Genomic DNA, 23,953 nt, shown 5'->3' on the forward strand with positions numbered 1-23,953 from the left:
TCATACTCCTCATACTCCCCCACCCCATCTCCCCACTAACCACTAACTATCCTTTGATACACTGCTAGTGTTTCTTGATGAACACGGTAAACGTTTAACCGTTCTAGGTTTTGATTTGCCTTTACCTTCCACTGGTGGAGTGTATCTGGGTTACTCAAAAGTTTAACCAAAGCTGCTGCTAAAGTATTCGGGTCTTTTGCTGGTACTAAAATACCAGCTTCCCCGTAATCCAATGCTTCGGGAATGCCATCTACTTCTGTAGCTACAATTGCACAACTAGCTTCACGGGCTTCGGAAATTACTAGGGGGCAAGGATCACGGTGAGAAGCAAGGACAAATATATCACAAGCTAGTAGATAACGTTGAGGTTCTGGTTGAAAGCCTTCAAAATGAATGCGTGAACTGACAGCTGTTTTGCTTGCTTGTTCCTCAAACTCATGGCGATCAGGCCCGTTTCCGACTATGTATAAATGTGCTTGGGGAAAATCTGAGGCTACTTGCTCAAAAGCTGCAATTAACTCAGCTATACCTTTACGATGATACATCCCTGCCACAGTAGCGATCGCTGGATGTTGTAAAGGTAAAGGTTCATAGTCTTTGAGGGGTCGGTTGCGGGGGCTTCCCAAAGTACCATTACATACTACCCACAATTTTTCTTGAGAAATACCACGTCGTGTCATAGCATCAGCAACTGCTTTACTGACAGCAATTACTCGGTCAGCTAGCCCCATAAATATACTGCTGCGTTGAAATTCGTTGTGTACGGTAGAAACTAAACTATACTTACTTTTATCTTTGTTTCTCAGAAAAGCTGCTAATATTACTCCCGTCATCATATGGGCATGGACAATATCTGGCTGAAATTCTTTGACAATTGCCTGATATCCAATAGCGGCTTTGATGAGATTAATTGGTTTGCGTGTTTGATCTAATTGATAGTGCTTAACACCATAATTTGCTAGTAAAGTTTCGTAACTTCCACCACCAGATATTACTGCCACCTTATGACCATCTTTTGCTTGCAGACAAGCTAGATCCACAGCTACATTGACAATACCGTTACCAATTTCTTGAACCTCGTTTAATATATGTATAATTCGCATAAATTAATCATCAATATTTTGATGTAAGTAGGTAGGTTGAAAAACAACTAATACAATTTCGGAGTTGAAATTGGGAAACTTATTGCTGGTATATATTCTGTAACTCTATCTGTCATACTCCTTGTTCAAATTGGTATTATTTCTTAATTTTTACTATTAATTATTTAATATTATTCATTGAATACAAACCATGAACTACTACACAGTCCTCTCGCAAAAAATATTTACCATATTGCCAATAATCATAAATCAATCAGTACAACTTTACGAACATGACTATTTTGATAATGAAAATGACGTGCTATGATGGCATTCAACAAAAGTTGCCAAGCTTTCCAAGACAAGACAGAAGGAAAGATGATATTGATGATACTATGGAAGTTTTTTTGCTTAAGAGCTACTATAAACCAATGTAATTTCAAATAATTTTTAATATCCGCAAGAGCGGGGATATGAGAATGATGCATTTCATCAACTAAAGCATAAAGCTTTTCCTTGATTAAAATATTTGCATTCAAGCGCTGAGATGGAGAAAACTTGTGGTTATAAGCACCGGGCCAGATAGTGCGGTAAGCAAGACATTGATTGAGAAAAATCGCATCTCCAAATTTGGCAATGTGAATCCAAGAATCAATATCATCACAATTAGCATCCAATTTAGAATCCCAACCTCCTGTTTGCACAAAAGCATCACGACGGCAAGCTACTTGTACAGGTGTACCAAAAGGTAGAAGTTCCAGCAACATGCCGTAATGAATGTCAGCTTGCGGGACATAAAAAGCTAAACCAGGCCCTACTTGAGGAGTGCGATCGTACTCAACTTCATTTTCATCCACTTGAGCGGCAATACAGGAACAAATCACTGCTTGAGGTTGGAGTGCGATCGCCCTTGCCATTTCTTCGAGACAATTAACGGCTAAGTAGTCGTCATCATCCAAAAATTTAATCCATTCACCGCTAGCTTTACTAATCCCAGCATTGACAGTTGCCGAATGACCAGAATTTACCTGGTTGCGATGGTATATAAGTCGTGAGTCTCCACTGAGTGACAACTTTTCTATTAAGCTATTTACATACTCTTGCGTACCATCACAAGAACAATCGTCAGCTACCACTACTTCAGTAGCAATGGTCTGGTTTAAAGCAGAGTCTATTGCTCTTTTAAGCAAGTTTAAGCGGTTGTAGGTCGTGATGACCACACTAAATTTCATAACACTCACACCTGTGGCAAGGCCATCTTCAAATACATCTTTCTATTTGACGACACAACTCCCGGAAACGTCATCCGCTAACAGAATTTTAGATTTTGGATTGTTGCCATATATAAGGGTGTGAGGGTATGGGTAAAAATTCAGGGGTATTTAAAAAATTATGAATTTTCAGAAAACTCTTAATTTCCTCTTACACTCTCATACCCTTACACCGTATTCATACACTATTGCCTGTTGTCTATTCCCTGCCCGAAGGGCTTGGTGAAAATTTACTAGACTCAAAAGCGATAGTAGATTTATTATGGATGATTGTGAGTTTTTGATTGACTATGAACGCTCAAGAGATTATCCGCTCCATCGAAGCGGAACAGCTGAAATCTAATGTGCCCGATATATATGTCGGTGACACCGTTAAAGTCGGAGTCAAAATTAAAGAAGGAGACAAATACCGCGTACAACCCTATGAAGGAGTTGTCATCGCTAAACGCAACGGCGGCATTAATGAAACCATTACAGTCCGTCGTGTATTTCAAGGTGTAGGCGTGGAGCGGGTTTTCCTAATTCATTCTCCTCGAATTGACAACATTAAAGTCATACGTCGTGGTAAGGTACGGCGTGCGAAGCTTTACTATCTACGCAATCGTGTTGGCAAGGCTACTCGGATTAAGCAACGCTTTGACCGCCCTTTGTGATAGATCAGTAAGATATGGGAGAAAACTCAATCATCAAGCGGCATCAGCCGCTGATTTGTCCCCCGACTAAAAAAGTTAACCAAAAATGCCAAATTGCGTTAAACTAGATAAAGGCAAAACGCAATAGCTGAATCAAAGATAGCACATGCGCTCTTAGTTCAGTTGGTAGAACGCAGGTCTCCAAAACCTGATGTCGGGGGTTCAAGTCCTCCAGGGCGCGCTGTAACTGAGAACAAGCAAACCGAAAACAAATGCGATCGCTATAATGATAGCGGTGTTAGTATTTGATTTTGAGTATAATTAAATCTATACTTGTAGCCTCTAGCCTCAAACAGCCTTAGTTTGAGCCAGAGCTACAGTTATAAATAGAAAATTACCAGTTAATAGCTATCAGGCAATGGGGGAGCAAGCGACCGTGGCCAAGAAAAATGAAGCAGAAATGGAAGAAACCAGCAATAGTTTTAGCTTAGGAAACTTCTTTCAAGGAATTAAAGAAGAATTTGAAAAAGTAGTTTGGCCCAGTCGAAAGCAGCTGGTGAGTGAATCAGCAGCTGTATTGTTAATGGTGTCACTCTCCGCATCTTTAATTTTTTTGGTCGATAAATTCTTTACTTGGGCAGCACAACAGGTATTCGGATGACTTCTGCAACAGACGAAGGTCACAATTTGGCTTTGCAGTCAGATGAGAGCTCAGAACCTGCGGTAAGAGAGCAAGAAGCCCGCTGGTATGCAGTACAAGTAGCCTCTGGCTGTGAAAAGCGTGTTAAAACAAACCTAGAACAGCGCATCCAAACCTTTGATGTAGCTGACAAAATTCTCCGGGTGGAGATTCCACACACGCCAGCAGTGAAAATCCGTAAGGATGGCAGCCGTCAGCACACCGAGGAAAAAGTATTCCCTGGTTATGTGCTGGTAAGGATGATCATGGATGATGATACCTGGCAAGTGGTGCGAAATACCTCCCATGTAATTAACTTTGTGGGAGCAGAGCAAAGACGTGGTAGTGGCAAAGGTCGCGGTCACGTTAAACCGATGCCACTGAGTCAAACAGAAGTAGAAAGAATCTTCAAACAGACCACAGAACAAGAGCCAATTGTCAAAATTGACATGGCTACTGGTGATAAGATAGTCGTGCTTACTGGTCCGTTTAAAGATTTTGAAGGTGAGGTCATAGAGGTTAGCCCAGAACGGAGTAAACTCAAAGCCTTGCTGTCGATATTTGGACGTGATACACCAGTAGAATTGGAATTTAATCAGGTTCAAAAACAGAGCTAATCACAAATGGCGAAAAAAGTAGTAGCGGTCATTAAATTGGCCCTGAATGCTGGAAAAGCCAACCCAGCACCGCCAGTTGGGCCCGCCTTGGGTCAGCATGGCGTTAATATTATGATGTTCTGCAAAGAGTACAATGCCAAAACAGCAGACCAAGCTGGAATGGTGATACCAGTAGAAATTTCGGTATATGAAGACCGCAGTTTTACTTTTGTACTTAAGACTCCACCCGCATCGGTATTGATTACCAAAGCAGCAAAAATTGATAAAGGCTCTAGCGAACCCAACAAAAGGAAAGTAGGTTCAATCACAAAAGAGCAGCTGCGGCAGATAGCCCAAACAAAAATGCCTGACCTCAACGCTAATGATATTGAAGCAGCGATGAAGATTATTGCAGGCACTGCCAAAAACATGGGCGTGACAATAACTGATTAGTTATTTGTTCGTTGTTGATAGTTGGTAGTTGTTAGGAAAAAACAACAAACAACCAAAAAACTTTATCGGGGGAGAGAACTTACCTCGCTAATGACCCCAGGAGAGAAAAATGACCAAAAGAGTATCGCGTCGTTTACAGGCGCTGTTAGAAAAAGTAGAAGATAGGGAGTATGCTCCCTTAGATGCTTTAAGTCTTTTAAAAGAGACAGCAACAGCAAAATTTCCCGAAGCAGCAGAAGCACACATTCGCTTAGGAATTGATCCGAAGTATACAGATCAACAATTGCGGACAACGGTTGTACTGCCTAAAGGTACAGGACAAGAAGTACGAGTGGCAGTCATTGCTAGAGGTGAAAAAGTCACAGAAGCAACCAACGCAGGCGCTGATATCGTTGGTTCAGAAGACCTGATAGACGAAATTCAAAAAGGAATGATGGACTTTGACAAGCTCATCGCCACACCTGATGTTATGCCACAGGTAGCGAAGCTTGGTAAATTACTCGGCCCACGTGGTTTGATGCCTTCACCCAAAGGTGGTACAGTAACATTTGACCTAGCAAGTGCGATCGCAGAATTCAAAGCAGGTAAATTAGAGTTCCGTGCTGATCGTACAGGTATCGTCCATGTTATGTTTGGTAAGGCATCATTCTCACCAGAAGATTTACTGGTAAACTTAAAAGCCTTACAAGAAACAATTGACCGCAACCGCCCTTCCGGAGCAAAAGGTCGTTATTGGCGCACAATGTACGTGTCTGCCACTATGGGCCCATCGATTAAAGTCGATATCAACGCTTTACGCGACCTGAAAACAGAAGCAGCATAAAGTTAGTCATTGGTTATTTGTCCTTTGTCATTTGCTAATGACTAAATGACCAATGATTAGCAAAAAAATTAAATAGCAAAGCCGGAGACAGCAGGTGCCGTTGGCTTAATACCCTGCCGAGGTTTGCATCCAGATTGCTTGAATTTCTACCCTTCCTTGGTGTGGTAGTTCTGGCATCAGGAGAAGGGTAGTTGCAAATCTACCTTTCAACCAAAACCCCGGCTATGAGGCTGGGGTTTATTGTTTTCGGTGAGTGTTGGTAGTTGTTTGTTGTTTTGAATAACCAACAACAAAACCTTTAAAGGAGGTGAAACAAGTATGGGTAGAACCATAGAAAATAAAAAAGAGATTGTTGCTGAACTCAAAGAATCTTTGAGTAAGTCACAATTAGCACTGGTGATTGATTATCAAGGGCTAACAGTTGCCGAAATTACAGACCTGCGGCGACGGCTGCGTCCAGCAGGAGCAACATGCAAGGTAACAAAAAATACCTTGATGGCTATTGCCATTCAAAATGATGAAAAATGGCAACCTTTGTCGGAATTGCTCAAAGGTTCTTCCGCCTTTTTGTTGGTTCAAGAGGATTTCTCGGCTGCAATCAAAGCTTACCAAGATTTCCAAAAAGCCACTAAAAAGACAGAATTACGCGGCGGCGTTATGGAAGGTCGCCTGCTGAAAGAGCCGGATGTTAAGGCGTTAGGTGATTTGCCATCCAAAGAGCAACTCATGGCACAAATTGCCGGAGCAATCAACGCCTTAGCTACCAAAGTTGCCGTTGGTATCAACGAGGTTCCCAGTTCGCTGGCTCGTGCTTTGCAGGCCTATGCCGATAAAGAAAAAGGCGGCGAAGAAGTTAGTGGTTAGTGGTGAAAAATCAACTACTAACTACTGTACGGACGAAGCATTTGTATTAGTATCTTTCTTACAAATGAAATATCTTCGTACAAATGCTTCGCCCCTACTAACTATCAATCAATTTACATTACAGGAGTTAGATCAATGTCTGCTGCAACTGATGAAATTTTGGAAAAATTAAAATCCCTGACTCTGCTGGAAGCTGCTGAGTTGGTTAAACAAATTGAAGATGCTTTCGGTGTTAGTGCTGCTGCACCTGCTGGTGGCATGATGATGATGGCTGCTCCCGGTGCTGGTGCTGCTGCGGCGGCTGAACCCGTAGAAGAGAAGACCGAATTTGACGTGATTCTCGAAGATGTTCCAGCTGATAAGAAGATTGCTATCCTCAAAGTCGTACGCGAATTGACCGGTTTGGGTCTGAAGGAAGCAAAAGACTTGGTAGAATCTGCGCCTAAGCCTATTAAGGAAGCTATTGCTAAGGAAGCTGCCGAAGATGCGAAGAAGCGTATCGAGGAAGCCGGTGGTAAGGCAAGTGTGAAGTAGTCATTCCTATTCGGAATTGAAAATTTGGAATTCGGAATGATCTGTTAAGTTATATCAAGTTCGGTTAACTACTTATAATAAAAGACCTCGCGCCCTACCCCTCTCCTTGGCAAGGAGAGGAGTACCGGAGGCTGGATGAGGTTAAACGGGAATTATAAGTAATTCATGCAAACTTGATGTTAATTGCGAATTCCGAATTAATAAGGAGCCTGTGTTAGGCTCCTTTTTTAAATCTAATAAAATTTACGAGCGTGATGCGTAAACCAGCCCAGAGGCTCTAACTGTTTGTGTTGTGAACTCAGCACCGACAGTTCAGGGCTACTTAAAAGCCTACGCTCACCGCTTGCGGGAGCGTAGGTAGTTTACGGTAACAAAGTCCTTTTCTTCTAAGAATGCTTTAAGCGATCGCGGAGTGTACCTCTACACTTAAAACTTTTGCTGATTACACCAGATAAAATATGTATTCTGCAAGTTGAAAATTCTACTATTAGGGGGACTTAAGGAAATAAGCTTTTATGTGGTGAAAACCTCTTATTTCTCTGCCTTCTCTGCGCTTCTGTGGTTAGTTTTTGTTATTCTACTTATTGCAATCAAATTATTAATTTACAAAGCCCGCAAAAGCGGGCTTATTTTTAATGTAAGTCTGCATCCCAGACACCAATATAAATTTGATCCTCTTGGTTGCGTTGAATTACACCTTCTACTCCACCAACACTAAATGAGTATTGGTTAATTTGACGTTGATGCACTCTTTGCAGGGCTTGATTAATTTCACCAGAGCCATTTCCTCCCAGCATTCCTTGCAAAGTAGATTGCATTACCTGGGGTGGAACAGATTGGGCAAAGGATACCTCCGTTTGCCGTAATACTCCAGTTTTACGGTCAAATAAATAACCAAGATCAACCTGATTTGGGTGTAAGCGATAAAGATAAGCGCGGGTGTTCCATAAGCCTCGAGAAACTTTAGTGGGTTTTCCTAGCGTTGATTTCACTGTATTTTCCGAAGTACCTGTGGGATAAGCAGGAACACTAAGGTTGCTAGTGTTAGCAGTGGCAACTTTTGGTTGATTTTCCGGCTGTGGGGGTGGTGTAGGTGTAGCTGGAGTAGGATCTTCAGCAGGCTGTTCTGGTGTTGGGACTGCCGCAGTTTGAGAATCTTCTGGGGGCGGTGCTACTGGAGGTGGTGCAAATGTTGATGGTTGTTGCTGCGGTGCAGATACAACTGGAGGTGTAGTAGTAATGGAAGTTTCTGGTTGCTGTGGAGAGGTAGGTATTAAAAGAGGTTGGGAAGCAACAGGTGCATCGGTAGGTTCGGTGGTGGGAGCTACAGATGATGGTGTAGAGGTAGGATTTGTAGCAATGGGTGATTCTGTAGTTTCTGGGGGAGTATTTGTATCAATAGTTGCTTCTATTGGTGGTTGGCGAGTGATGTTTGCGATCGCGATTCCAGCAATCAAACCACCCATAACCAAACTACCAAAAATTACAGCAGGTTTTTGCCAATTCTTGTCAGAAGTGGTAGACGCAGGGATAAAAGCAGACTTTTGGGCAGAACCTAAAGGTTGGGTTTGCTGGGTATGTGCGACAGCAGGGGACAGGGCGATAGTTGATTGAGTTGATGAGTATGATGGTTTCGGGGGAAGAGTATTTGCAGATTGCAAAGCATGTAACATTTTCCTAGCAGTCGAGTAGCGATCGCTAGCTTGGGGCTGAGTTGCTTGTTTAAGGATCATTGCTAATTCTGGTGATACTCCAGGGACAAAATCCTGCCAAATGACTTCCCCTGTTTGTTGGTTAGTTGGTAACTCGTGTGGCGGTTTGCCTGTTAGCAGATAAATTGCTGTCAAACCCAAGCTATAGATGTCAGTAGCATACACCGGGCGTCCTACGGCTTGTTCGCTGGGCATATACCCAGGCGTACCAATGACTAAAGATTGAGTTAAATAATTTGGTGTAGCGATGATTGAACGTATCGTTTCTTTAACTGCACCAAAATCAATCAGAACAGGTTGATTATTAACTGTACGAAGAATAATATTATCAGGCTTGATATCTCGGTGAATAATGCCTTTACTATGGACATAGTCTAAGACTGATAAAAGACTCAATAAAATTTCTCTAACTTGATTTTCGCTGATTGCTCCTTGAGTTTCGACCAGATTTGTTAGGGTTTGACCTTGAATCCATTCTTGAACAAGATAAAACTGTCCATGTTCGGAAAAATAAGCGTAGAGTTTGGGAATTTGATCACTACTTTCACCTAAAAGTTCTAAGGTGGCTGCTTCCCGTTCAAACCGTTGTTGAATCATTTTGTAGGTTTGCGGGTCGTTTGTCACTGGTTTGAGTTGCTTGATCACACAGCGACGCCGAGAAGGCATGTGGGTATCCTCTGCCAAAAATGTTTCGCCAAACCCACCTGCACCAAGTACTTGGATAACTTTATAGCGATTATTTAACTGTGTTATGGTCATGCTCGATTCAAAGTGAGCGTCTTTACAAATTTATATTAGATGTTATGCTGGCATCGCAGGCGGGATGTTATGCCAACAAAATTTTTGGCGTGTGGTTCGGGTGTTTTTATATCGAACACCGATACACACGGATGAACACGGATGGTTTATCGGTGTGTATCTGTGTNTGTGGCTGTAAGTTATCTTGATGGTTCAATGTTTTTTGGCAAGGCGAACACCGATACACACGGATGAACACGGATGGTTTATCGGTGTGTATCTGTGTTTATCTGTGTTCGACATTCATCGACTTTGATTGTGGCTGTAAGTTATCTTGATGGTTCAATGTTTTTTGGCAAGGCGAACACCGATACACACGGATGAACACGGATGGTTTTGGCGTGTGTGGTTTGGGTTGATGATTTCCTTTTTTGGTTTTTAGTTATTATGACTATTTGTTTGATAAAGGTGTTAATACTAAGCTGCCTGATTCTGTGTAGCCAAGGGGATTACGTTTGCCAAAACGCCAATGTTGTTGATATCTATTGAGAAAGTTTTGACCAATAATACCTTGAATTCCTAAGACTTTAAAAATATTATCGCTTTCCAAAATTACTGCATCGATTTGAGTGGCTTGATGTTGCTGTAAATTTAATTGTGATAACTTGATTTTTTGAGCTTTTTCTGTTCCACAAAATCCACTTACTTCTGTTTTGGTTAATTTAGTTTGGTCTATTTTTAGTTTTGTAGCTAATGATTTAGATATAACTGTTGTTTCAGCCCCTGTATCTAATAGGAAGTTAAAAGGCCCTTGACCGTTGATTTTGGCTTGGGCAATCATATTGCCTAGTTTGCCTTGTAGGGGAATTGCCCCTGTCACTGGTGGTGAAGGTGGTAAAAGTTGCAGTTGCAATTTTTTAGGATTAATTACAACATCAAAATTGGTTAAAAAATCTAAACCCAAAACTCCAGATGTATTGACTGGAATTGAATTTTGACTCATGCCTATGGCAAATAAACCTTGAACTTTAGCTGCATTTACGGCCACAGGTGGTAATTTATGGAAACTAGCTTGTACTTTTGAACAGTCATTTCCTACTACTACATATTTCATGAAGTCGTTAGGAATAGGTGTACCCTGAAGGTTTAATTGGGTAGCCGTTTGACTGTTAATAATAGAAGCAGAAGCACCTGTATCTAAAAGAAAGGTTTTGCTTTGTCCACCAATTTGAACTGGCAGAGTAAAAACATTGGTGTTAGGAAGTAATTTGAGTGGGATGTTGGCTTGTCCTTGGCTAACAGGTTGAGGAAGGCTGACTCCGGTAGCTGCAACTAAAGCGGTAATGCGATCGCTTGCATCAGGACGAATGCTCCCATCTTCTGCTAACATTGCTACCTGCAAGACGCATTGCATGGAAGCTGTTTGCAAAGCTTCTAAATTAGATGGAGAACTGTCAGCTAATTTACTCCTGATACATTGACTTGTTTGTTGCAGCAGTTGTTGACCAAGGTTATTGGCTGGAACTTGAGCAATGGTCGATTTTAATCCACTAAGTAATCCAGTAGTTGTAATAATAACTACACTTGTTTTTAGTAAATGTCGCATCCAGTTGGCTTTGCATTTGATTTTCATAAGCAAGCGATCGCATTTGTTGTGATTAAATCCTGACCATACTTTTGCTATTCATAAGTCTCCTCTGTTGTTAAGCTGCTTTTCTTGCTTCTTGCTGTTTTAACTCACTGGGGGCAAACACACCATTCTCGGTAATGATGGCTGTAATTAATTCTGCTGGGGTAACATCAAAAGCGGGATTGTAGAATTCCACACCATCAGGTGTCAAAATAGTATCACCAATTTGGTATATTTCTCCTGGATGGCGCTCTTCAATGGGGATTTGACTACCATCAGCTAAGTCAAAATCCACAGTAGAAAGGGGTGCGGCAACAAAGAAAGGAATGTTATGTGCTTTGGATACTAGTGCTAAACTATACGTACCAATTTTATTTGCTGTATCTCCATTGGCAGCAATTCTGTCAGCACCCACAACTACGGCATGAATTAAACCTTGTTTCATGCAGTGGGCAGCCATGCTATCAGTAATTACCGTAACTGGGATGCCTTCTTGTACACATTCCCAGGCAGTGAGTTTTGCTCCTTGCAATCTGGGTCTGGTTTCATCGGCAAACAAGCGTGCTAAGCGTCCTTCTCGCCAGGCAGAACGCACTACACCCAAAGCTGTACCGTAACCTGCGGTTGCTAATGCGCCAGCATTACAGTGGGTGAGTAGGGTTAGTTGTCCTGGTTGAGTAGGTAGGGCTTTTAAGCCATTGTTACCTATATCTTGGCAGGTTTGTAAATCCTCAGCATTAATGGCTTGGGCAGTTTGGAAAAGAGCTTTTTTAATCTCGTCTACTGTGCCAATCGTTTCATAGGCTACTTTCATCATCCGGGATATTGCCCAAAACAAATTGACTGCTGTGGGGCGGGTAGAACGCAGCATTTGGGCGACATTTTCCAAGTCCTGCAAAAACTCATCCCGGTTGTCTGTATGAATTTCTCTCGCACCAAGATAAATACCATAGGCAGCAGCAACACCAATAGCAGGCGCACCCCGGACAATCATGGTTTTGATGGCAACTGCCATATCTTCACTGCGACTAATTTCTACAAATGCATACTCATTTGGCAAACGCGTTTGGTCAATCAGCGAAACTGAGTCGTTGTGCCAGATGATAGGGTATACTTGGTTAGTTTGAAACATCATGTTCTTTGAAGGTTATGAGGAAACACGGAACAGGGAATAGGAAATAGGGAACAGGGGATTGGGTATCGGACATTGGTTATTCTCCGCATCCGATGCGTATTTTGTGTTTCCCAGTTCCTCTGTTTTGCATCTCCTTTCCCCTTCCTTGTTTGTGCTTTTGGGGTTAATTTTATTACATAACTGCGGATTTTTGCTGATTAAAGAAAGCTTGTAAAACCTTTTCAGCAATTTGTGGACTTGTTAAACCTAATTCTGCTTTAGATTGATTTGGTTCTGCGTGTTCAACTAACACATCTGGTACACCAATCCGCTTGATAGGCACCACAATATCAGCATCTAACAGTGCTTCTGCAACTGCCGAACCAAAGCCACCCATCACGCAGCCTTCTTCCAAGGTAACAACACGTCCAATTTTTTGTGCAAGAGGGAAAATCAATTCTGTATCCAGGGGCTTAGCAAAACGGGCATTGATCACAGTAGTTTCAATTCCGTGTTCACTGAGAATTTCTGCAACTTGCATGGCTGGATGTACCATTGTGCCGTAGCCCAAGATGAGTAAATCATCTCCATGACGGAGAATTTCGGCTTTACCTATTTCCAAGGGTTCCCAGCCTTCTTCCATCAAGGGGACACCATAGCCATTACCACGAGGGAAACGCATAGCGATCGGTCCAGTAGTATGATTTACACCTGTGACAATCATGCGCTGAAGTTCGGCTTCATCTTTGGGTGCCATCAGTACCATGTTGGGAATACAGCGCAGGTAGGCAATATCGTACATCCCTTGGTGGGTAGGGCCATCAGCACCAACAATTCCTGCACGATCCATACAGAAGAACACAGGTAAGTTTTGGATGCAAACATCGTGGATGATTTGGTCGTAGGCACGTTGCAAGAATGTGGAATAGATAGCAGCAACAGGACGCATACCTTCAGCTGCTAACCCGGCGGCTAGGGTGACGGCATGTTGTTCAGCAATACCTACATCTATATATTGATTAGGTAGCTTGGCTTGCAGTTTGTCTAAACCTGTTCCCGTTGCCATTGCGGCAGTGATACCGATAATTTTTGGGTTTTGTTCGGCAAGTTTGACTAAGGTATGGGCAAATACTTTTGAGTAAGCAGGAGGTTTCGGTTTACTGGAAGGGATAGCTTTACCAGTAGTCAAGTTAAAGGGAGATTGGGCATGATAACCAACTTGGTCTTGTTCGGCAATTTCATAACCTTTGCCTTTTATTGTTGCCACATGCACTAACACAGGTCCAGTAATTTGATGTGCCTGTTGAAAAGTAGCAATCAATTCTTCTAAATTATGCCCATCTACTGGCCCCATATAGGTAAAGCCAAGTTCTTCAAAAACAGCACCCACTTTTGGCACAGCTAGCCGCTTCATCCCTTCTTTAATGCGTCCTAGTTCAGGAGAAAGAGACTCACCCACAAAAGGAATTTGCTTAAATTGTTCCTCAAAACTATCTTTGAAAAATTGCACCGGGCCGCTAAGACGCATTTTGTTAAGGTAGCGAGGAATTGCGCCAACATTGGGAGATATGGACATTTCGTTGTCATTCAGGACAACTAATAGATTAGTTTTAGGAAGATGTCCCGCATGATTAATGGCTTCTAAGGCCATACCACCAGTTAATGCCCCATCACCAATAATCGCAACAACTTTAAATTTTTCTCCTTTAGCATCTCGCGCCAAAGCCATACCTAAAGCAGCGGAAATACTAGTAGAAGCATGTCCTGCGCCGAAGTGGTCGAACCTGCTTTCACTACGTTTTAAGTAACCAGCAATTCCATCTTTTTGCCGCAGGGTATGAAAATTACTGTAGCGTCCTGTAATCAGTTTGTGGGGATAGGCTTGGTGTCCAACATCCCAAATGACTTTATCACGGTCTAAATCTAGTGTTTGATATAGACCTAAAGTCAACTCTACAACACCCAACCCTGGTCCTAAATGCCCCCCAGTCGCTGCTACGGTTTGCAGATGCTTATCTCGAATTTGGCGGGCAATTTGTTGCAACTGGCGAATTGATAAACCGTGCAACTGGTTGGGATGGGTGATTTCGCTTAAATGCATAACTATAGGGTTTTCCTCTCTAACTCTATATGTACTGATTTTCCCATGCTAGGGTGATGACCGACTTTAAGCAAATTTTCTTAAAACTCTGGAATTCTCAACAAATTTCGCTATCGATGGTGAATTCTGGCTTGAATGAACAGTGAAAAACCAAGTCTGTATACATCTGTGTCCATCTGTGTCCATCGGTGTTCGTAATCATTATCTTTACAACTTTGCCACAATCTTAAAAAACTCGACCACAGATGCACACCGATACACACCGATAAAAATACAGACAGCCCACACAAAAACCAAGTCTGTATACATCTGTGTCCATCTGTGTCCATCGGTGTTCGTAATCATTATCTTTACAACTTTGCCACAATCTTAAAAAACTCGACCACAGATGCACACCGATACACACCGATAAAAATACAGACAGCCCACACAAAAACCAAGTCTGTATACATCTGTGTCCATCTGTGTCCATCGGTGTTCGTAATCATTATCTTTACGACTTTGCCACAATCTTAAAAAAAACTCGACCACAGATGCACACCGATACACACCGATGAAAATATAGAAGTTACCGATAACTTTGCACACCACTAATTCGTAGAACGTCGCTAATAGTGGCACAGTAATTAGGTAAGCCAAAACTATCAGGATTGACAAATTTTTGATAAGTAAAATGCCGATAGCTCATACAAAATCTATCCCAAGCTGCCATCCGAATACGAAACAAGACTATTAATAAGTTAGCTAATGAAAAAGACACAGGGATGCGAAAGTAAATTTTTTTGCCAAGATAAGCGCATACTTCTTCTATTGCTTGGTTGGCGGTTAATGGTGCTTGACCTAAAACTAATTGCCTGCTTTCATTTTCTTGAGGCGGATTGTCTATTAAATAGCGTACGACTGTGGCAATGTCTCGGGCATGAATAAAGTGAAAACTACCGTCTGCTTGAAAAAAACGAATGAAGTCTATGTATTTTGTGACTTCAAGAATACCAGGTGTTATATGTGAATACGGTTTATTATCGTCGCCACCCAAAACTAAGGTGGGGAAAACTTCAGTTATTTTGGGCGCGATCGCTAATTTCCCGATTTTCTGTAAACAATCATATTTAGAGCGAATATAATGTGTACCCAGTTCTCCGGCTTCTTTGAGTGGTTGGTTGCTACTGTCTAAAACACTCGCAGTCGAAAAATAAATTACCTGTTCACAGATAGCTGGATCTAAATAACTCAATAATTCTAGAGTTTTGACAACATTAATATCAAAAGTTGCCGTCCCACCCCAAGCTGTAGCTGTCAATACTGCGACATCTATTGTTTTCAGCAAGTCGGCAAAATGCTGGATTTGTTGCATATCACCTTGCAAAACGGTGACACCCGGACGAACTTGTGTATCAATTTTTAATTTCTCTGGGTTCCTAACTAGAAGATATAACTCGTGGTCTGTTTCTTTAATTAATGCTTCACTAAGATAGTGACCAATACAGCCACTTGCACCGGTCACAAAAATTCGCTTTTTGGTCATAAATTATAGTTAGTGGTTAGTTGTTAGTGGTTAGTGGTTACAGATTATAAATATAGTAGTTAAATACCAACTCATCACTACTAACTACTAACTACTAACTATTAACTATTAACAACTAACAGCATTAAGTTGCTTGGCTGTTTCAAAGAAGAAGGCGACGTTTTCTTCTGGGGTTTCAGGGAGAACACCGTGACCAAGGTTAAGAATGTGACCCCAATTACCAGCTTTGCGAACGGTGTCGAGAATGCGATCGCGAATAAATTCCTTAGATCCGAACAACACGCCAGGATCAAGATTTCCTTGCACTTTCATGTGTTTGCCTAATCTTACCCGGGCATCTGCCATGTCTACTGTCCAGTCTACAGTAATTACATCGGCACCAGATTTTGCCATTCTTTCCAGCAAACCAGCACTACCACTAACTAATAGAATTAGGGGTGTATCTGGATGAGTTTCCTTAACTTGCTGGAAAACTCTTTGTTGATAAGGCAAAGCAAAAGTTTCATAATCTTGGGGGCTTAATTGGCCTGCCCAAGAATCAAACATTTGCACAACTTGAGCGCCACAGTCAATTTGGTAGCGCACGTAGGTAGCGATCGCATCTGCGAGTTTTCCCAGAAACTGATGCAGAATCGTGGGATCAGAAAATGCCATGTTTTTAATAATGGAATAGGTTTTAGAACCTTTTCCTTCTACAGCGTAAGCTGCGAGAGTCCACGGCGCACCTACAAACCCCAACACCGTTGATTTATTGCCCACTTCTTGGCGCAGTGCTTGCAATATAGTTTTGATAAACGGCAAAGACTTTTCTGGTTCCAGGGGAAGCAAGTTGTCAACTTGTGCTTGGGTGCGGATGGGAGAGTGAATAATTGGCCCCTTCCCTTCGGCAATATCCATATCTATGCCCAAACCAGGTAATGGTGTAACGATATCGGAAAATAAAATTACACCATCTGGTTGAAAAGCCCGCCACGGTTGCAGGGAAACTTCGATCGCCACTTCTGGTATTTCGGAACGTTCACGAAACGAAGGGTATTTCTCCCTTAAATCCCGATAAGCTTTCATATATCGTCCCGCTTGCCGCATCATCCACACTGGCGGACGATCTACAACTTCACCACGAGCTGCCCTGAGGAGAAGAGGATCATTAGAGGAAATACCCATTAACAACTCATCCTAAACTCTTTATTTATGTCATTGTTTAGCTTATCATTCCAGCTTTGCCGTTGTTCAGGGAACTTAGGGATTGGGGATTGGGCATAAAGCAAGGAAGACAAGGAGAAGAAACTGACTTTTCACGGGTCGCAACATCTAGCAACCCTCAGTAAGCCGTAAACAAAAAAATACTGAAAATTTTCCTGATTTAATGATTTAAGAGGATGTCTTAAAAGTTTGTAATAGGTGATTTGAATCACGCAAGTTGTTTGAGCATCAAACGAATCATCACAATATAAACAAAGGTTTCTGTCGTTTCGGGTAAGATTTCATAATCCTTACTTAATCGCCGACACCAGTTAAACCAACCAAAAGTTCGCTCAACTAACCAACGTTTAGGGTGTACAACAAAACCTTTTTGTTCTTCATTGCGGGTAACAACACTCAAAATCCATCGGTAGAGATCCATTACCCAATGCTGGAAATCTTGACCACGATAGCCGCAGGTGAGATAAATCAATTGAGGGTAGCCAATCCATTTTGTTACGCAACTCCATTAACTTTTTACTTTTACCTTGTTCGGTCACTTCCTCAAATTTTATTTCCAGTGGGTCATCGGTTACTATCCAGTCTTCATTTCTGTAGTGCATTTTTGACCGCTTTATGGAATAAATATCTAGCTGACATCAGCAAACAAGTTTGTTTGTATTCATCTTACAAATGCGCGTATATTCTACCAAATACGGGTGTCACCCACTTTCCGCGTCTTCGCTGTTTCTCTTTCCCCGATCGCCAATGGCCATAAATATTTACATTTTTTATTTTTACCTTATTCTAATTTCAGTATTTAATCTTGATCGTAAATATTTTTACTTGAATATCTATGAAAATAGAATCCAATACATCTTCTGGAGAAGGTTCTATCTATGGCAGCAGAACTGGATTGAGTCTTTTGATACCGCGATCGCAACGACGTAAATTTTTTATCCAATTTACGCTGATGACTTTGACCGGATGGGTTGTAGGTGGAATTGCCAGTATCGCTATAGAAAAATATCTCCTGCAAACACTCTCGCCGGGTCTGCTGCAACAACAACCTTCATGGGATGGATGGCTAAAATCTATTAGCAGTGTTGTGTTTGCGATGATTTTTGCTGCTGATCAAGCACTTGTCTTGCGCCGCTATCTATCTGCATGGTGGTTGTGGATACTAGCTACCAGTGTTGGTTGGCTCGCTTCCAATAATGTCTCTACAGCATGGATTGAGTATATTTCATCTATAGCTAACTCCTTGAATAAAACTTTATCTTTTGAGGATGTAATATTTTTTGGAGGTTTATCAACAATCTCCTATGTTTTGTCGGGAATTTGGCTAGGATTTCTCCAGTGGTTAGTATTGCGACGGAAGACAGCAGGTGCTTGGTGGTGGAATTTCCTACCGTCATTTTCGTATTTGTGTATCAGTATTTTTGTCTGGTTACTTTCTTTTTTACAAGATCTGATTCCAGAAGTCAGTCGCGCTCAGATATTGTATTTAAGTGGACAAGCATTGACGGCAATTATTCTAGGAGTTATTCCAGCCATTGGCTTTTGCAGGTTGAAAATTTACTCCCGCCGCATCACTGCACGCCATTAGTTGCAGCAAACTCAGGTGAAACAAGATGAACAAAATCGACTCCTCACAAACAACAGTTACTCCACCCATTGCGGAAAAACGACCGCAGGTATTAGAGTTACACGGCGACAAGCGGATTGATAATTACTTTTGGATGCGCGATCACCAAGATCCAAAAACGATCGCCTACCTGGAAGCAGAAAATGCTTACACCCAAGCCATGATGCAGCATACGGAGGCTTTCCAACAACAGCTATATGAAGAAATGCTGTCTCGGATTAAAGAAACAGACCTTTCCGTGCCTTATCGTAAAGATGAATATTATTATTATTCGCGCACAGAAGAGGGTAAAGCTTATCCAATTTACTGTCGCCAAAAAGGTAGTCTTGATGCTCCAGAAGAAGTACTGCTAGACCAAAATGAACTAGCCCAAGGGCATGATTTTTTTAGTATCGGAGTACTACAAGTTAGCCCTAATCATCAAATATTAGCTTATTCGGTAGATACAACTGGTTCTGAAAGATATACACTGTTTTTCTTAGATTTAAATACTCGTCAACTTTATCCAGAAAGTATCTCTGATACTTATTTTTCCTTGGCGTGGGCGAATGATAATCAAACAGTATTTTACACGAAATTAGATGATGCTAATCGTCCATTTCAGCTGTTTCGACATACATTAGCAACAGATGTCAAGGAAGATATTCTTATCTATCACGAACCGGATGATAGTTATTATTTAACAGTGGGCAAAACTCGCAGTCAAGCTTATATCTTGTTGAGCTTGGGGAGCAAAATCACATCAGAAGTCCACTATTTAGATGCTAATAATCCTAGCGGAAAATTTCAGTTATTTCATCCCCGAACTACAGGGGTAGAATACGAAATTGATCATCACAATGATTATTTTTATATAGTCACAAATGAGCAGGCAATTAACTTTAAGTTAATGAAAACTCCGGTAAATTCACCAAGTAAAGAAAATTGGCAAACTGTGATTCCCCATCGGGAAGATGTGATGTTATCAGGAATTAGTTTGTTTGCCAATCACTTGGTGATTTACGAACGCAAGGATGGATTACCAATTGGTAGGGTACAAAACCTCAAAACTGGAGAAGAACATAATATTACTTTTCCCGAACCGACCTACTCCTTTTTTGAAGGTAGTAATCCGGAATTTGACACTACTACTTTGCGGATACACTACACTTCTTTAATCACACCGCCATCTGTATTTGATTACGATATGGAAACAAATGAGCGGGAGTTGAAAAAAGAAACAGAAGTTTTGGGAGGTTACGACAGAACCCAGTATAACAGTGAAAAATTGATGGCTCCGGCTCCTGATGGTACACAAATTCCTATATCTATTGTTTATAAAAAGGGAATTAAAAAAGATGGCAAAAATCCTCTGTATCTAACTGGATATGGTGCTTACGGAGCAAATTACCCAGCATCATTTTCCTCAACTAGATTGTCATTGCTAGATCGGGGAATTGTATTTGCAATCGCTCATGTGCGTGGCGGTGGAGAAATGGGGCGCAAATGGTATGAAGATGGCAAATTTTTGCACAAAAAAAATACCTTCACAGATTTTATTGCCTGTGCAGAATATTTGATCTCCGAAGGGTGGACAACAAGTAATGCGCTTGCTATTTCCGGTGGTAGTGCTGGTGGTTTATTGATGGGAGCAGTAGTCAATATGCGCCCAGATTTGTTTAAAGTAGTAGTTGCGGATGTACCTTTTGTAGATGTAGTCACAACTATCCTGGATACTTCCCTACCTTTGTCAGCAATGGAATGGGAAGAATGGGGAAATCCCAACGATAAAGTCTATTATGACTACATGAAATCATACTCCCCCTACGATAACGTCGAGGCTAAAGATTACCCAGATATGTTAATTACAGCTGGATTAAATGATGCTCGTGTGAAATATTGGGAACCTGCAAAATGGACAGCAAAACTACGAGAACTCAAAACAGATGACAATATTCTCCTGCTGAAAACTAACATGGGTGCAGGACACAGTGGCGCATCTGGACGTTACGAAAGTCTCAAAGAATTGGCGTTTGAGTATGCTTTTGTGTTGGATAGATTGGGAGTAGAAAAGAGATAGGGGATCGGGATTAAGGAGACAAGGAGAATTAGTTACTATATTATTCTCCTCACACTCCACCCTACGGGAAGCCGCGCAAAGCGCGTCAACACACTCCTCACACTTCCCCACTCCCCACACTCCCCATCACCCCACACTCCTTCCAATCCCCGATCTCCTACTTCCCCCAAATCATATCCAAACGTTCTTGAGCAGTTTTCAAAGCTTTTTGCGGAGATTCACCCAACAAAGTAGCTTCGATCGCTCTCCCCAGACTATCAGAAAGACGGCTATAACCAGCAATAATTGGTCGAGCGCGTGCTACAGACATTTGCTCTAAAAACACTTTTAACACTGGTTTTTGACTGATAAATTCTTGAAAAGCTTGACTTTGAGCAGATTTAATGTTCACTGGTAAAAAACCCGTACCAATACTCCACTCAGTTTGAAATTCTTCACTCAAAACGTATTCTAAAAACTTAAACGCAGCTTGCTCTCTTTTTGGGGTAGTTTTCATGACAAACATATTTCCAGTACCTGTGACTGTAGCTTGCTCAACTTCCCCAGGTATAGGAAATACATCAAAATCGACATTAGACTTCATAATATAAGTCCAAGGACCAGTAATCTGCATCGCCACTTTACCGGAGGTAAAATTATCTTCCTCATAACCTCGTTCTGGGGGCGATAATTTAGCTGAACCATCTTTAATTAAATCTTGCCAGAATTGTAAGGCTGCGATCGCTCCTTTGTTCAGCAAATCTGGTTTGTCATTCTTGATAATCTCTCCCCCAGCAGCAAATAGGAAAGGGAACCAACTAAATACAGTCCATTCTCCCTTACCCAAAGGTAGTAAGATTCCGTATTGTTCGGGACGGTTGTCGCCATTACGATCTATAGTTAATTGTTTCGCAACTTGTCGCAAATCTTCCCAAGTCTTCGGTAGTTCAGTTATTCCTGCTGCTTTAAATAACTCTGGTCGATAAAAAATCCCCATATTGCTGGTGTATAGTGGTACTGACCAAATGCGACCTTTTAACTGTAATTCTTCAAATAAATTTGGAATAATTTCTGATTTTATGGGCAATTTCTCTAACCAATCTTCTAACGGTCGAATTGCGCCTAGTTCTACCAACTGACCTGTAATTTGCGGATAATATGTCAGAATATCAGGTGGAACATTGCCCACCACTGCTGTTAAGACTTTTGGCAATTGTTGATCAAGCTGACCAGCATAAATAGATTCTACTTGAATATTTGGATGAGTTTGATTAAATTTATCCACCAATTTTTGAAACACATCTCGATTGACAGGGGGATTAATCCCCTGCCAGAGTGTCAGATGAATAACTCCATTGTCTTGACTTTGTGTAGCTTGACAACTAGATAGAATTAATAACAAACATAAGCAAACTCCCACAATTGAAATTTGCCAAGCCAAACTCATAAACTGGCGTAAATAATTTCTAATTTGGGAGATTAAAAACTTTATCTTCATGCTCAGTATTCAATATAAATCAGGATATATTTTCTAATACACTCTTAGTAATACTCGTTTCTGCTCTTGTATAGTTATAAGTTTGCGGTTCAGCTAACTTGTAAGTTTTAAAGATTTTTTCTGCTCGTTCCCAAAAGTCTGTATCTTCTCCATAGGAGATATTATTAAATCCATGCAAATCAAAAAATACCCGTCTTTTTCCAAAAAAAGTAGGCCCTAAGACACATTCCCTTAAATTAATTGTTTTTCCTGGTTGATAATAATCTGCTACCCAAATTTCTTCATCACTTGCGAATCCTCCTTGAATCAAATCAATTTCTGGGTTAGCTTGCAGGAATTGCAGCCGCGATTCTAAATGATGTGGTTGATAAGTATCATCACTATCGATAAATGTAATGTACTTACCGAATGATGCTTGAATTCCAGCATTTTTAGAGTAGGCTAACTTGCGATTTTGATGTTTCAGATAACGAATATTTTGGAACTTCTGAAGATAAAGATTGATAATCTCAAAAGTATTGTCTTGACTACCGTCGTCAACTACAATCAGCTCCCAATTTGTAAAAGTTTGATTGATAACACTATCAATACAGTTATTTAAATATTTTGCTCGGTTGTAAGTACATAGAATTACTGATATTTCGGGCGTGTAGTCGAAAATTATACTACTCATTATTTTTCAGCGACGATACAAGTTGCGACGGGATAATCTGGATGAAAAGCGTCTAGTTCTTCGGGGGTTAATTCTTCGACGGCAATACCATGATAACTAGCTATGACAGTAATCGGATTGCCGTAAACATACAATTTCTGCTGAGAAAAATTTCTAAACATCCAAGCAAAAGCATCTGGTAAAGGTCGCCAATAGTCAACCGGGGTAGCATGAACTCGAATTGCATTTGGAACCATCGCAAAACATTTGCCACCCTCTTTTAGCCAGGTATGGATATTTTCAATGGCAATCCACGGTGCATAACAATGTTCTAAAACATTAAAAATAATCACTGAATCTAAAGAATTTGGTTTGATTACAGATACATCGTGAACATCTCCGACTATATCTACACCTGGGCCTGATTCTAAATTGAGAATTCGATAAGAACTACCCGGATTCATTTGATAGAAATCTTTATCTTTAGGAGTACCACCTACTTCCAAAATATTGCCAACTACTTGTGGATGAATATCGTCAATAAATTTTCGGAGATAGTAGCGATCCACAGGAGTTCCCCTTGTCAACCCAAATGCTTGACAAATAGGAACCGTCTTTTTCAAATCTCCCCAATCAAGAGAGCCTGTGGCAGGAGATAATAAACCTAAATTTTCTAGTTTTTCTACTAATTTAGAAAAGTCTTCTATATTTTGAATCTGTTCGAGGTCATTCTCTAATTGCAAAGAGGCAAATAATTGTGCGAGAACTTGGTAAGTTTCTCGACTTAAAGAACCAAGTTCAAACTGCATATCTTTTTCGATAAAACTCCGAAAACCTTTGCCATAAATTGTAATTTGCTTATCTGCTACAAATACTATGGCATTGGAAAGCAAATCTGCGTATTTATTGATTTCATCTATGACTTGATTAACAGTTGGAGCTAATTTAATTTCTTGAAATATTTGATAGGCTTGTTCTAGAGAATGTTCGTGAACAAATATCTCCATTACAGTCAACCATGATTTTGCCGGAATGATTGCTGCTTGTCTTTGACTCCAAGCAAAAATAGCATACAGCTTGCTGTCATGCTGCTGTAAATAGGCGGTAGATACATATTGTTTAGCCATGCAATGAATTCCTCAAAATATTTGCAGACTTGAGGATAACTTGCGTATTATAAG

General features: G+C 41.0%; 21 protein-coding genes, 1 tRNA gene and 1 other annotated feature. Of the genes, 10 read left to right on the forward strand and 12 right to left on the reverse strand.

The features are described 5' to 3' along the window. Positions 1-35: 35 nt before the first annotated feature. Together NIES592_RS06930 and NIES592_RS06935 are read right to left on the reverse strand one after the other, a co-directional pair. Positions 36-1,103, reverse strand: a complete 1,068-nt coding sequence (locus NIES592_RS06930) for a glycosyltransferase family 4 protein (protein ID WP_073555277.1) — start codon at positions 1,101-1,103, stop codon at positions 36-38. A gap of 242 nt (positions 1,104-1,345) precedes the next feature. Continuing rightward, positions 1,346-2,314 carry a glycosyltransferase family 2 protein gene (locus tag NIES592_RS06935; protein ID WP_009457681.1) on the reverse strand — a complete coding sequence of 323 codons (969 nt, stop codon included), beginning with the start codon at positions 2,312-2,314 and terminating at the stop codon, positions 1,346-1,348. A gap of 329 nt (positions 2,315-2,643) precedes the next feature. On the opposite strand from NIES592_RS06935, the gene rplS reads away from it, so the two are divergent. From rplS to rplL, 8 genes are all read left to right on the forward strand, one after another. Next, positions 2,644-3,006, forward strand: a complete 363-nt coding sequence (gene rplS, locus NIES592_RS06940) for a 50S ribosomal protein L19 (protein ID WP_009457682.1) — start codon at positions 2,644-2,646, stop codon at positions 3,004-3,006. 147 nt (positions 3,007-3,153) lie between these two features. Further along, positions 3,154-3,226, forward strand: a tRNA-Trp gene (locus NIES592_RS06945). A gap of 195 nt (positions 3,227-3,421) precedes the next feature. Beyond that, positions 3,422-3,646, forward strand: coding sequence for a preprotein translocase subunit SecE (secE, locus tag NIES592_RS06950; RefSeq protein ID WP_062250425.1), 225 nt, complete (start codon positions 3,422-3,424; stop codon positions 3,644-3,646). Next, positions 3,643-4,281 carry a transcription termination/antitermination protein NusG gene (gene nusG / locus NIES592_RS06955; RefSeq protein ID WP_009457686.1) on the forward strand — a complete coding sequence of 213 codons (639 nt, stop codon included), beginning with the start codon at positions 3,643-3,645 and terminating at the stop codon, positions 4,279-4,281. Before secE ends, nusG begins: the two co-directional genes overlap by 4 nt. 6 nt (positions 4,282-4,287) lie before the next feature. After that, on the forward strand, positions 4,288-4,713 hold the full coding sequence (gene rplK / locus NIES592_RS06960) for a 50S ribosomal protein L11 (RefSeq protein WP_062243994.1): 426 nt from the start codon (positions 4,288-4,290) through the stop codon (positions 4,711-4,713). Between the two features lie 109 nt (positions 4,714-4,822). Continuing rightward, entirely contained in the window at positions 4,823-5,536 is a 714-nt protein-coding gene (gene rplA, locus NIES592_RS06965; RefSeq protein WP_009457688.1) for a 50S ribosomal protein L1, read from the forward strand. Positions 5,537-5,599: 63 nt separating this feature from the next. Next, positions 5,600-5,787, forward strand: a sequence feature (ribosomal protein L10 leader region). Between the two features lie 67 nt (positions 5,788-5,854). Then, positions 5,855-6,400: a 50S ribosomal protein L10 gene (gene rplJ, locus NIES592_RS06970; RefSeq protein WP_073555278.1), complete on the forward strand. Its 546-nt coding sequence runs from the start codon at positions 5,855-5,857 to the stop codon at positions 6,398-6,400. Between the two features lie 135 nt (positions 6,401-6,535). Continuing rightward, positions 6,536-6,934: a 50S ribosomal protein L7/L12 gene (rplL, locus tag NIES592_RS06975; protein ID WP_009457690.1), complete on the forward strand. Its 399-nt coding sequence runs from the start codon at positions 6,536-6,538 to the stop codon at positions 6,932-6,934. A gap of 632 nt (positions 6,935-7,566) precedes the next feature. Here the strand turns inward: rplL and NIES592_RS06980 are convergent. The 7 genes from NIES592_RS06980 to NIES592_RS07010 form a co-directional block, all read right to left on the reverse strand. Beyond that, positions 7,567-9,405, reverse strand: coding sequence for a serine/threonine-protein kinase (locus tag NIES592_RS06980; protein WP_073555279.1), 1,839 nt, complete (start codon positions 9,403-9,405; stop codon positions 7,567-7,569). A gap of 430 nt (positions 9,406-9,835) precedes the next feature. Further along, positions 9,836-10,990, reverse strand: a complete 1,155-nt coding sequence (locus tag NIES592_RS06985) for a retropepsin-like aspartic protease (protein ID WP_256678070.1) — start codon at positions 10,988-10,990, stop codon at positions 9,836-9,838. 97 nt (positions 10,991-11,087) lie between these two features. After that, a complete protein-coding gene (mtnA, locus tag NIES592_RS06990; RefSeq protein ID WP_073555280.1) occupies positions 11,088-12,146 on the reverse strand; it encodes an S-methyl-5-thioribose-1-phosphate isomerase in 1,059 nt (352 codons plus the stop codon). A 175-nt stretch (positions 12,147-12,321) separates the two neighbouring features. Continuing rightward, the gene (gene dxs, locus NIES592_RS06995; protein WP_062244001.1) at positions 12,322-14,229 is read right to left on the reverse strand and encodes a 1-deoxy-D-xylulose-5-phosphate synthase; all 1,908 of its coding nucleotides are present in this window, start codon (positions 14,227-14,229) and stop codon (positions 12,322-12,324) included. Between the two features lie 568 nt (positions 14,230-14,797). Then, complete coding sequence (locus NIES592_RS07000; RefSeq protein WP_062244004.1) at positions 14,798-15,754, reverse strand: NAD-dependent epimerase/dehydratase family protein; 957 nt, start codon at positions 15,752-15,754, stop codon at positions 14,798-14,800. Positions 15,755-15,862: 108 nt separating this feature from the next. Beyond that, positions 15,863-16,918 (reverse strand): uroporphyrinogen decarboxylase, encoded by a 1,056-nt coding sequence (gene hemE, locus NIES592_RS07005; RefSeq protein ID WP_062244006.1) that lies wholly within the window; start codon positions 16,916-16,918, stop codon positions 15,863-15,865. A gap of 247 nt (positions 16,919-17,165) precedes the next feature. Beyond that, complete coding sequence (locus NIES592_RS07010; protein WP_073555281.1) at positions 17,166-17,429, reverse strand: IS5/IS1182 family transposase; 264 nt, start codon at positions 17,427-17,429, stop codon at positions 17,166-17,168. Between the two features lie 480 nt (positions 17,430-17,909). Between NIES592_RS07010 and NIES592_RS07015 the strand changes: the two genes are divergently transcribed. Together NIES592_RS07015 and NIES592_RS07020 are read left to right on the forward strand one after the other, a co-directional pair. Next, positions 17,910-18,545, forward strand: coding sequence for a hypothetical protein (locus NIES592_RS07015; protein WP_073555331.1), 636 nt, complete (start codon positions 17,910-17,912; stop codon positions 18,543-18,545). A gap of 25 nt (positions 18,546-18,570) precedes the next feature. Then, positions 18,571-20,643, forward strand: coding sequence for a S9 family peptidase (locus tag NIES592_RS07020; RefSeq protein WP_073555282.1), 2,073 nt, complete (start codon positions 18,571-18,573; stop codon positions 20,641-20,643). A gap of 157 nt (positions 20,644-20,800) precedes the next feature. Here NIES592_RS07020 and NIES592_RS07025 read toward each other — a convergent pair whose 3' ends face one another. Genes NIES592_RS07025 through NIES592_RS07035 form a run of 3 tightly spaced genes read right to left on the reverse strand, consistent with a single transcriptional unit; the run spans position 20,801 to position 23,899 of the window. Next, entirely contained in the window at positions 20,801-22,120 is a 1,320-nt protein-coding gene (locus NIES592_RS07025; protein ID WP_073555283.1) for an ABC transporter substrate-binding protein, read from the reverse strand. A gap of 19 nt (positions 22,121-22,139) precedes the next feature. Continuing rightward, positions 22,140-22,793 (reverse strand): glycosyltransferase family 2 protein, encoded by a 654-nt coding sequence (locus NIES592_RS07030; RefSeq protein WP_062244015.1) that lies wholly within the window; start codon positions 22,791-22,793, stop codon positions 22,140-22,142. Beyond that, a complete protein-coding gene (locus NIES592_RS07035) occupies positions 22,793-23,899 on the reverse strand; it encodes a class I SAM-dependent methyltransferase (protein WP_062244017.1) in 1,107 nt (368 codons plus the stop codon). The genes NIES592_RS07030 and NIES592_RS07035 overlap by 1 nt, the downstream gene beginning before the upstream one ends. Positions 23,900-23,953 lie beyond the last annotated feature (54 nt).

Source organism: Fischerella major NIES-592 (assembly GCF_001904645.1).
Classification (GTDB): domain Bacteria; phylum Cyanobacteriota; class Cyanobacteriia; order Cyanobacteriales; family Nostocaceae; genus Fischerella; species Fischerella thermalis.